Raw genomic sequence first — 8,957 nt, forward strand, 5'->3', positions numbered from 1 at the left:
GCCGCCGCCCGCCAGTGCGCCTCGTGCGCGACGAAGTCGGGCAGCACCCGCTCCCAGGACCATTCCTCGTCGCCGAGCAGCTCCGCCCAGCTGTCGTAGTCGCGCGCCTGCCCGCGCATGTAGATCATGCCGTTGATCGACGAGCAGCCGCCCAGAACCTTGCCGCGCGGATAGCGCAGCCGCCGCCCGTTCAGCCCCGGATCGGGCTCGGTCATATACATCCAGTCGGTGCGCGGATTGCCGATGCAGTAGAGATAGCCGACCGGGATGCGCACCCAGTGATAGCGGTCCGACCCGCCCGCCTCGAGCAGCAGCACCCGCCGGGCCGGGTCGGCGCTCAACCGATTGGCGAGCAGGCAGCCCGCCGTCCCGGCCCCGACGACGATATGATCGAAGCCGGCAGGATCGTCGGCATCGGCCATGCGGCCACCTCGCGGGTTCCCCGCGCGACGCCGCGCGTCGCGCTCCTCCGCAGCCTTGCGCGAACGAAAAATTCCGCGCAAGCTCGAAAGCTGCTGCGGCACGGACCGGATCGTGCGCGGGACCGGATCTTGCGCGAGACTGGCCGACGGGGAGGAACACGGTTGGAACGGGAGAAGGCGGTCGCCCGCGGCCGCGGGCGCAGCGCGGCCGGCCGGCGAGGCGGCCGATGACACCGCCCGTGATGCCGCCCGTAACGTCGCCGGTGACCCCGCTCGTCTCGCTCGCCGGCGTCTCGAAATCCTTCGCCGGCGTGCGTGTCCTCAAGGACGTCGACTTCGACGTCCTCCCCGGCGAGGTGCACGCGCTCCTCGGCGAGAACGGCGCCGGCAAGTCCACCCTCATCAAGGTCATCGCCGGCGTGCACGCGCCGGACGGCGGCACCATCACGATCGGCGAGCGGGAGCTCGCCGCCGTCACCCCGCGCGACGCGGTCGAGGGCGGCATCGCCACCGTCTACCAGGAGCTCCTGCTCTTCCCCGAGCTCTCGGTCGCCGAAAACGTCTTCCTCGGCCACGCCCCGACCAGGGGCCTCGGCCGGCTCGACTGGACGCAGATGCGCCGCCGCGCGCGCCAGCTCCTCGACAGCCTCGACAGCCACGACCTCGACGTCGACGCCAAGGTCGGCACCCTCTCGGTCGCCAACCGCCAGCGGGTCGAGATCGCCAAGGCCCTGTCGCAGAACGCCCGCGTCCTCATCATGGACGAGCCGACGGCGGCGCTCGCCGACGCCGACGTCCGCCGCCTGATGGACGTCGTCCGGCGCCTGCGCGCGCGCGGCGTCGGCATCGTCTACGTCAGCCACAAGCTCCCGGAGATCTTCGAGCTCGCCGACCGCGTCACCGTCCTGCGCGACGGCGCCCTCATCGGCACGAAGCCCATCGCCGAGGTCACCGAACAATCCCTCGTCGCCATGATGGTCGGCCGCGAGATCGACCACCTCTTCCCCAAGCCCGAGCCGGCGATCCGCGAGACCGTGCTCAAGGTCGAGGGCCTCGCCTGCGGCGACCGCTTCCGCGACGTCTCCTTCGAGCTCCGCCGCGGCGAGATCCTCGGCATGGCCGGCCTCGTCGGCTCCGGCCGCACCGAGGTCGCGCTGACCATCTTCGGCATCACCCCCGCCACCGCCGGCACCATCGAGCTCGAGGGCCGCCCGGTCGCCATCACCTCGCCGCGCCATGCGTGCGATCTCGGCATCGCCTACGTGCCCGAGGACCGCGGCCTGCAGGGCCTCGTCCGCCCGATGACCATCGCGCAGAACGTCTCGATGGCCTCGCTCCGGAAGGTCGCGACCGGCATCTTCATCCGCTTCGCCGACGAGGCGCTGCGCGCCGCCGCCTCGATCAAGCAGCTCGGCACCCGCGCCCGCGGGCCGGACCAGGTGGTCGGCCAGCTCTCCGGCGGCAACCAGCAGAAGGTCGTCCTCGGCAAGTGGCTGGAGACCAACCCCAGGATCCTCATCATGGACGAGCCGACCCGCGGCATCGACGTCGGCGCCAAGTCCGAGATCCACGCCCTGATGGGCCGCCTCGCCCAGGAGGGGATGGCGATCCTGATGATCTCCTCCGAGCTTCCCGAGGTCCTCGGCATGTCGGACCGCGTCCTCGTCATGCACGCCGGCCGCCTCGTTGCCGCCATCGACCGCGCCGACGCCAACCCCGAGTCGGTCGGCGCCGCCATGGCCGGCGCCGCGGCGCAGGAGGCCGCCTGATGGCCGCGCCCGACCTGCACGCCGCGCCCGACTTCCACCCGAAGCGGTCGCTCGCGGCGCGGATCGTCTCCGCCTACGGCCAGGAGATCGTCATCGCCGCCGCCATCGTCGCCCTCTTCGTGGTGGTGAGCACGATCAACCCGCGCTTCCTCGGCACCAACAACCTCAACACCATCATCGCCGGCAACGCCTATATCGCGGTCGCCGCCATCGGCATGTCGATGGTCATCATCACCGGCCAGATCGACGTCTCGGTCGGCGCGCTGATCGGGGTCCTCGCCACCATCTCCGGCAACCTCGCCGTCTCCGGCGCGCCGGTCTGGATCGCCTGGATCGCGCCCGTCTTCATCGGCGCGGCGATCAGCGGCGTCACCGGGGCGCTGGTCGCCTACGGGCGGCTGCCGTCGATCGTCGTCACCCTCGGCATGCTCTCGATCCTGAAGGGGGGGCTGGTCAGCGTCACCGGCGGCGCCTGGATCAACCACCTGCCGCCGGCCTTCCAGCTGGCGCAGCAGCGCTGGCTCGGCCTGCCGGTGCCGATCTGGTTCATGGTCGCGCTGACCCTCCTCGCCTTCCTCTGGATGCGGAACACCGCCTTCGGCCGCTCGCTCTATGCGATCGGCGGCAACCCGGAGGCGGCGCGCGCCGCCGGCATCCCGGTCGAGCGGCGCATCGTGCAGACCTTCATGATCCACGGCGCCTTCGCCGGCATCGCCACGATGATCTTCGCCACCCAGCTCCGCGTCATCCAGTCGACCGTGCCCCCGAACCTCGAGCTCACCATCATCACCGCCTCGGTGATCGGCGGCGTCTCGATCCTCGGCGGCACCGGCACGGTCATCGGCTCGACGCTCGCGGCCATCCTCTTCGCCGCCATCGGCTCGGCGATGATCTTCGTCAACGTCTCGGCCTACTGGCTGCGCGCGGTGATCGGCTTCCTCATCCTCGTCACCGTCCTCGTCGACATGGCGCGGCGCAACCGCGAGTTCCGCCAGTGACGGCGAAGAAGCTCATCCGCCACGAGACGATCCTCGCGCTCCTTGTCATCGTCGCGCTCTTCGTGCTCGACCGGCAGTCCGACCGCTTCTTCACCGTCGACAACCTGTTCAACCAGGGCCGGCTGATGACCGAGGTCGGCCTCATCGCGCTGATCATGACCTTCGTCATCGTGACCGGCGGCATCGACCTCTCGGTCGGCTCGATCGTCGGCATGACGGCGATCGTCCTCGGCGTCTTCTGGAAGAACCTCGGCCTGCCGCTGCCGCTCGCCATCCTGCTCGCGCTCGCCGTCGGCACCTTCGCCGGCTTCGTCAACGGCATCATCATCACCCGCTTCCGCGTGCCGGCGCTGATCGCGACCCTCGGCACCCTCGCGCTCTACCGCGGCATCGCCGAGGGCATCTCCCAGGCCCGCTCGGTGCGCGGCTACCCGGAATGGTTCTTCGTCCTCGGCCAGGGCAGCGTCCTCGGCGTCCCGACCCAGCTCTGGATCCTCGGCCTCGTCGCCCTCCTCAGCGCGGTGGCGCTCGCCTATACCACCTGGGGCCGCACCACCTACGCCATCGGCTCGAACGAGGTCGCCGCCCGCTTCTCCGGCCTCGGCGTCGACGCGACCAAGATCGCGATCTACGCCGCCTCCGGCTTCGCCGCCGCGCTCGCCGCCGTCATCTTCGTCTCCCGCGTCTCCACCACCCGCTCCGACATGGGCACCGGGCTCGAGCTCGACGCCATCACCGCCGTCGTCCTCGGCGGCACCTCGATCTTCGGCGGCCGCGGCACGGTCGTCGGCACCATCCTCGGCCTCATCCTCATCCAGGCGCTGAAGAACGGCCTCTCGCTCGCCGGCGTGAAGAGCGACGGCACCGTCGTGCTCATCGGCGCGGTGCTGATCCTGACCATCCTCGTCTCGAATCTCTTTCACCGGGACGCAAACCGATGAAGACTGCGCCACAACCACAACACGGAGGAAACTGATGTTGCGCACCATGCTCGCGGCGGTCGCCGCGCTCGCCCTGTCGGCGGGGCTCGCCGGCGCCCAGGGCTGGACCGGCGGCGACGACCTGCCGACCAACCCGCTGCCCTGCGACGGCCCGGCGCCGGCGCCCGAGCCGATGGCCTACAACGGCGGCGAGCCCGCCAACCCGCCCGACCGCAACGGCAAGCCGCTCACCGTCGTCGACGTGCCGAAGCTGATCGGGGTCGGCTACTTCGACGCCACCTCCAAGGGCATGCAGGAGGCCGCGGCCGAGCTCGGCAACATGACCATCACGACCGACGCCCCGGTCGAGGCCAATATCGACGACCAGATCACGGTGATCGACAACTACATCACCAAGGGCGTCGACGGCATCCTCTTCGCCGCCAACGACGGCGTCGCCATCGCCCCGGTGCTGAAGAAGGCGCTCGCCGCCGGCATCAACGTCGTCGGCTACGATTCGAACGCCGAGCCGGACGCCCGCCAGTGGTTCGTGAACCAGGCCGAGTTCAACGGCGTCGCCAAGACCCTCGTCGACAAGATGGCCGAGGAGATCGGCGCGGACGGCTCCTTCGCCATCGTCACCTCGACCTTCACCACGCCGAACCAGGCCCGCTGGATCGCCGAGATGGCCGCCTACCAGGCCGCCTGCCACCCGGAGATGAAGTGGCTCGAGACCGTCGAGGCGCAGGAGGACAACATCCTCTCCTTCAACCAGGCCAACACGCTCATCAACAAGTACGGCGACGAGCTGAAGGGCATCTTCGGCATGACCTCGATCGCGACGCCGGCCGCCGCCGACGCCGTCACCCAGGCCGGCCAGTGCGGCAAGATCGCCGTCGTCGGCCTCGCCACGCCCAACGCCATGCGGCCCTACATCGAGAGCGACTGCGTGAAGTCGACCGTGCTCTGGAACCCGGTCGACCTCGGCTATGCCGCCGCCCACGTGCTGCGCGCCACCGCCGACGGCACGCTGAAGCCGGGCGACACCTCGGTGAAGGCCGGCAAGCTCGGCGATCTCGCCGTCATCAAGGGCTCCGAGATCCTGCTCGGCGACCCCTTCGTCTTCACCAAGGACAATGTGAACGACTTCGACTTCTGAGCGCCGCCGACCCGAGGGGCATCCGCCCGCCGGATGCCCCTCTTTTCGACATTCACCAACGATTAACACCATGAATCCCCGCAATATCATCGGCTTAGGTATAGTTTCGCGCGCGAAATCCCTTCATTTCGCACCCGGGAGACGCTGACCCTTGGCCGAGGAATACGACCATATCGTCATCGGCGGCGGCGCGGCCGGCTGCGTCGCCGCCGCCCGCCTCGTGACCGACGGCGGCCGCCGCGTCCTGCTGCTCGAGGCCGGCTACTCCAACCGCCACCCGCTCCTCGACATGCCGCCGGGCATCTTCAAGCTGATCAACGGCAGCAAGTACATGACCTACCACTCGACCGTCCCGCAGGAGCACCTCGGCGGCCGGGTCCACGACGTCCCCCAGGGCAACGTCCTCGGCGGCGGCACCTCGGTCAACGCCCAGGTCTACATGCGCGGCCGCCCGTCCGACTACGACGAATGGGACGCCCTCCTCCGCGCCAACAACGACGGCGCCCCCTGGGACTGGCCGACCGTCCTCGCCCACTTCAAGCGCATCGAGGGCAACGCCCGCCTCCTCGACGACCTGCACGGCGCCGACGGCCCGCTCCAGGTCACCGACCCCGGCCATGTCGACGACATCTCCCGCTGGTTCGTCCAGTCGGTCCAGGCCAGGGGCGAGCCCTTCACCGCCGACTTCAACGGCCCCACCCAGCGCGGCACCGGCTTCTACCAGTTCATGAACCGCAACGGCCGCCGCTCCTCGTCCGCCTACGCCTACATCGAGCCGCTCCGCCGCGACCCCCGCCTGACCGTCAGGCTCCAGGCCCGCGTCCGCCGCATCGAGATCGAGAAGGCCCGCGCCACCGCCGTCACCTGGACCGACGCCGCCGGCGCCACCCACACCACCCGCTCCCGCGGCGACATCGTCCTGACCGCCGGCGCCCTCGTCACCCCGAAGCTCCTCATGCTCTCCGGCATCGGCCCGGCCGACCAGCTGCAGGAGCACGGGATCCCGGTCGCCGTCGACGCCCCCGGCGTCGGCCAGAACCTCGTCGACCACCCCGAGGTCCCGGTCATCGCCGTCGCCAACGGCCGCTACGGCTACTACCGCCAGGGCGCGGGCTGGCGGATGCTCTGGAACGGCATCCAGTTCAAGACCTTCGGCACCGGGCGCATCCTCAGCGTCGGCTTCGAGGCCGGCGCCTTCATCAACCCGATCGACCCCGACGCGCCCCCCTCGATCCAGGCCTTCTGCGTCCCGATCGTCTACCTCGACCGCGATCTGCTCCAGGTCTTCGACGACACCTGGGGTGTCACCATCACCACCGTCGTCGTGAAGCCGAAGTCCCGCGGCTGGGTCAGGCTCCGCTCCGCCGACCCGGACGACAAGCCGCTGGTCTCGCCGCACCTCCTGAAGCACCCCGACGACATGGCGACGATGATCGCCGGCCAGCGCTACTTCCGCGACGTCCTCCTCACCGGCCCGCTCGGCAAGCGCATCGAGAGGGTGATCGCCCCGGAGGGCCCCGACCTCTCCGACGAGGTGATGGCCGCCCACTGCCGCCGCTTCGTCAAGACCAACTACCACCCGGCCAGCACCGCCCGCATGGGGGCGGACGGCGACCGGATGGCCGTCCTCGACGCCCGCCTCCGCGTGCGCGGCATCGAGAACCTCCGCGTCGCCGACATGTCGGCGGTGCCGAACATCAACGCCGGCAACACCGCCGCGCCCGCCATGATGCTCGGCGACCGCGCGACCGACTTCATCCTCGGCCTCGACCAGCCCCGCGCGTCGGCGGCCGCCACATCCCAGGGAGCCCAGCCATGATCCTCGACCTCTTCCGCCTCGACGGAAAGACCGCCCTCGTCACCGGCGCCACCCGTGGCATCGGCCTCGGCATCGCCACCGCGCTGGCCGAGGCCGGCGCCCACGTCATCATGTCCTCGCGCCAGCCGAAGCCCGAGGTGGTCCAGGCCCTCAAGGACCGCGGCTTCCGCATCGACTACCTGCAGGCCGACGTCAGCAGGCCCGCCGAGGTCAGGAAGCTCGTCGAGGACGCCGCCGCCATCGACGGCAGGCTCGACATCCTCGTCAACAACGCCGGCGTCGCCCAGCACGGGACGACGCACGACTTCACCGAGGCGCACTACCGCAAGATCATGGACATCAACCTCGACAGCGTCTTCTACGCCTGCCAGGCGGCGCTCGGGCCGATGCGCCGGCAGAAGGGCGGGGTGATCCTCAACATCGGCTCGATCTCCGGCTACATCTCCAACATCCCGCAGCCGCAGGCCGCCTACAACGCGTCGAAGGCCGGCGTGCACATGCTGACCAAGTCGATCGCCAGCGACTACGCCGCCGACAACATCCGCGTGAACGCGATCGCCCCGGGCTACATCGACACCGACATGACCGCCGGCGGCTTCGCCAACCCCGACTGGGCGCCGACCTGGCGCAGCATGACCCCGATGCCCAAGGTCGGCACGCCGGAGGACATCGGCGCCGCCGCCCTCTACCTCTGCTCGGACGCCTCCGGCTACGTGACAGGCGAGGTGCTGGTCATCGACGGCGGCTACCTGACCCGCTGACTAGGCCGGCCAGAGTTCCGACAGCGGGAAGGAGACCGCCTCGACCGGCGCACCCGGACCTCATCGCCTCCGACGATAGCTGAATTGTGGCGCCCAGTTGCTATGCCGCTCGGGCGCACGATAATGTGCCGGGCGGCCCCTGGCCCGCCGATAACAACCAAGGGAGGACGAACCATGAAGACGCCCATCGTCGCCGTGCTGCTTGCGGCGACCGCCATCGGCAGCACCGCGCTCGCCGACACCGCCGACAAGCGCATCGCGCTCTCCAACAACTACGCCGGCAACTCCTGGCGCCAGGCGATGCTCCGCAGCTGGGAGAAGGTCACCGCCCCCGCCGTCGCCGACGGCACGGTCGCCGCCGCCGACGCCTTCACCACCGCCGAGAACCAGGTGACCGAGCAGGCGGCGCAGATCCAGAACCTGATCCTGCAGGGCTACGACGCCATCGTCATCAACGCCGCCTCGCCCGAGGGCCTGAACGGCGCGATCAAGGAAGCCTGCGACGCCGGCGTCACCGTCGTCACCTTCGACGGCATCGCCACCGAGCCCTGCGCCTGGCGGATCGCCGTCGACTTCCACCAGATGGGCAAGGACGAGGTCCTCTACCTCGCCGAGAAGCTGCCCGACGGCGGCAACCTCCTCGAGATCCGCGGCCTCGCCGGCGTCTTCGTCGACGACGCGATCCACTCCGGCATCGAGGAGGGCGTCGCCGAGAACCCGCAGTTCAAGATCGTCGGCTCCGTGCACGGCGACTGGGCGCAGGACGTCGCCCAGAAGGCCGTGGCCGGCGTCCTGCCCAGCCTGCCCGCCGACATCGTCGCCGTGGTGACGCAGGGCGGCGACGGCTACGGCGCCGCCCAGGCCTTCGCCGCCACCGACCGCCCGATGCCGACGATCATCATGGGCAACCGCCAGGACGAGCTCGCCTGGTGGAAGGAGCAGAAGGACGCCTCCGGCTACGAGACCATGTCCGTCTCCATCGCCCCCGGCGTCTCCACCCTCGCCTTCTGGGTCGCCCAGCAGATCCTCGACGGCAAGGAGGTGCCCAAGGACCTCACCGTCCCCTTCCTCCGCATCGACCAGGACAACCTCGAGACCAACCTCGAGGC

At 70.1% G+C, this 8,957-nt stretch carries 8 protein-coding genes; 7 read left to right on the forward strand and 1 reads right to left on the reverse strand.

The annotated features are described in order from the left end of the window. Positions 1–422: GMC family oxidoreductase (locus Q0112_RS15400; protein WP_297976813.1), on the reverse strand; the 422-nt coding region annotated here is incomplete at its 3' end. Positions 423–649: 227 nt separating this feature from the next. On the opposite strand from Q0112_RS15400, the gene Q0112_RS15405 reads away from it, so the two are divergent. The 7 genes from Q0112_RS15405 to Q0112_RS15435 form a co-directional block, all read left to right on the forward strand. Next, positions 650–2,191, forward strand: a complete 1,542-nt coding sequence (locus Q0112_RS15405; RefSeq protein WP_297976815.1) for a sugar ABC transporter ATP-binding protein — start codon at positions 650–652, stop codon at positions 2,189–2,191. After that, positions 2,191–3,189 carry an ABC transporter permease gene (locus Q0112_RS15410; RefSeq protein WP_297976817.1) on the forward strand — a complete coding sequence of 333 codons (999 nt, stop codon included), beginning with the start codon at positions 2,191–2,193 and terminating at the stop codon, positions 3,187–3,189. The genes Q0112_RS15405 and Q0112_RS15410 overlap by 1 nt, the downstream gene beginning before the upstream one ends. Continuing rightward, entirely contained in the window at positions 3,186–4,130 is a 945-nt protein-coding gene (locus Q0112_RS15415) for an ABC transporter permease (protein WP_297976819.1), read from the forward strand. Before Q0112_RS15410 ends, Q0112_RS15415 begins: the two co-directional genes overlap by 4 nt. A gap of 34 nt (positions 4,131–4,164) precedes the next feature. Beyond that, entirely contained in the window at positions 4,165–5,268 is a 1,104-nt protein-coding gene (locus tag Q0112_RS15420) for a substrate-binding domain-containing protein (RefSeq protein ID WP_297976821.1), read from the forward strand. Positions 5,269–5,419: 151 nt separating this feature from the next. Then, positions 5,420–7,087, forward strand: coding sequence for a GMC family oxidoreductase (locus Q0112_RS15425; RefSeq protein WP_297976822.1), 1,668 nt, complete (start codon positions 5,420–5,422; stop codon positions 7,085–7,087). Beyond that, complete coding sequence (locus tag Q0112_RS15430; RefSeq protein WP_297976823.1) at positions 7,084–7,848, forward strand: SDR family NAD(P)-dependent oxidoreductase; 765 nt, start codon at positions 7,084–7,086, stop codon at positions 7,846–7,848. The genes Q0112_RS15425 and Q0112_RS15430 overlap by 4 nt, the downstream gene beginning before the upstream one ends. A gap of 174 nt (positions 7,849–8,022) precedes the next feature. Further along, positions 8,023–8,957, forward strand: a 935-nt coding sequence (locus Q0112_RS15435; protein WP_297976825.1) for an ABC transporter substrate-binding protein, incomplete at its 3' end; no start/stop codon positions are given.

Origin of the sequence: uncultured Amaricoccus sp. (genome assembly GCF_937858865.1) — a bacterium.
In the GTDB taxonomy this organism is placed as follows: Bacteria; Pseudomonadota; Alphaproteobacteria; order Rhodobacterales; family Rhodobacteraceae; genus Amaricoccus.

Excerpts from the sequence above, each read along its gene's own strand:
- Q0112_RS15405 (WP_297976815.1), top strand. The coding sequence starts at position 650 with ATGACACCGCCCGTGATGCCGCCCGTAACGTCGCCGGTGACCCCGCTC.
- Q0112_RS15410 (WP_297976817.1), top strand. The coding sequence starts at position 2,191 with ATGGCCGCGCCCGACCTGCACGCCGCGCCCGACTTCCACCCGAAGCGG.
- Q0112_RS15420 (WP_297976821.1), top strand. The coding sequence starts at position 4,165 with ATGTTGCGCACCATGCTCGCGGCGGTCGCCGCGCTCGCCCTGTCGGCG.
- Q0112_RS15430 (WP_297976823.1), top strand. The coding sequence starts at position 7,084 with ATGATCCTCGACCTCTTCCGCCTCGACGGAAAGACCGCCCTCGTCACC.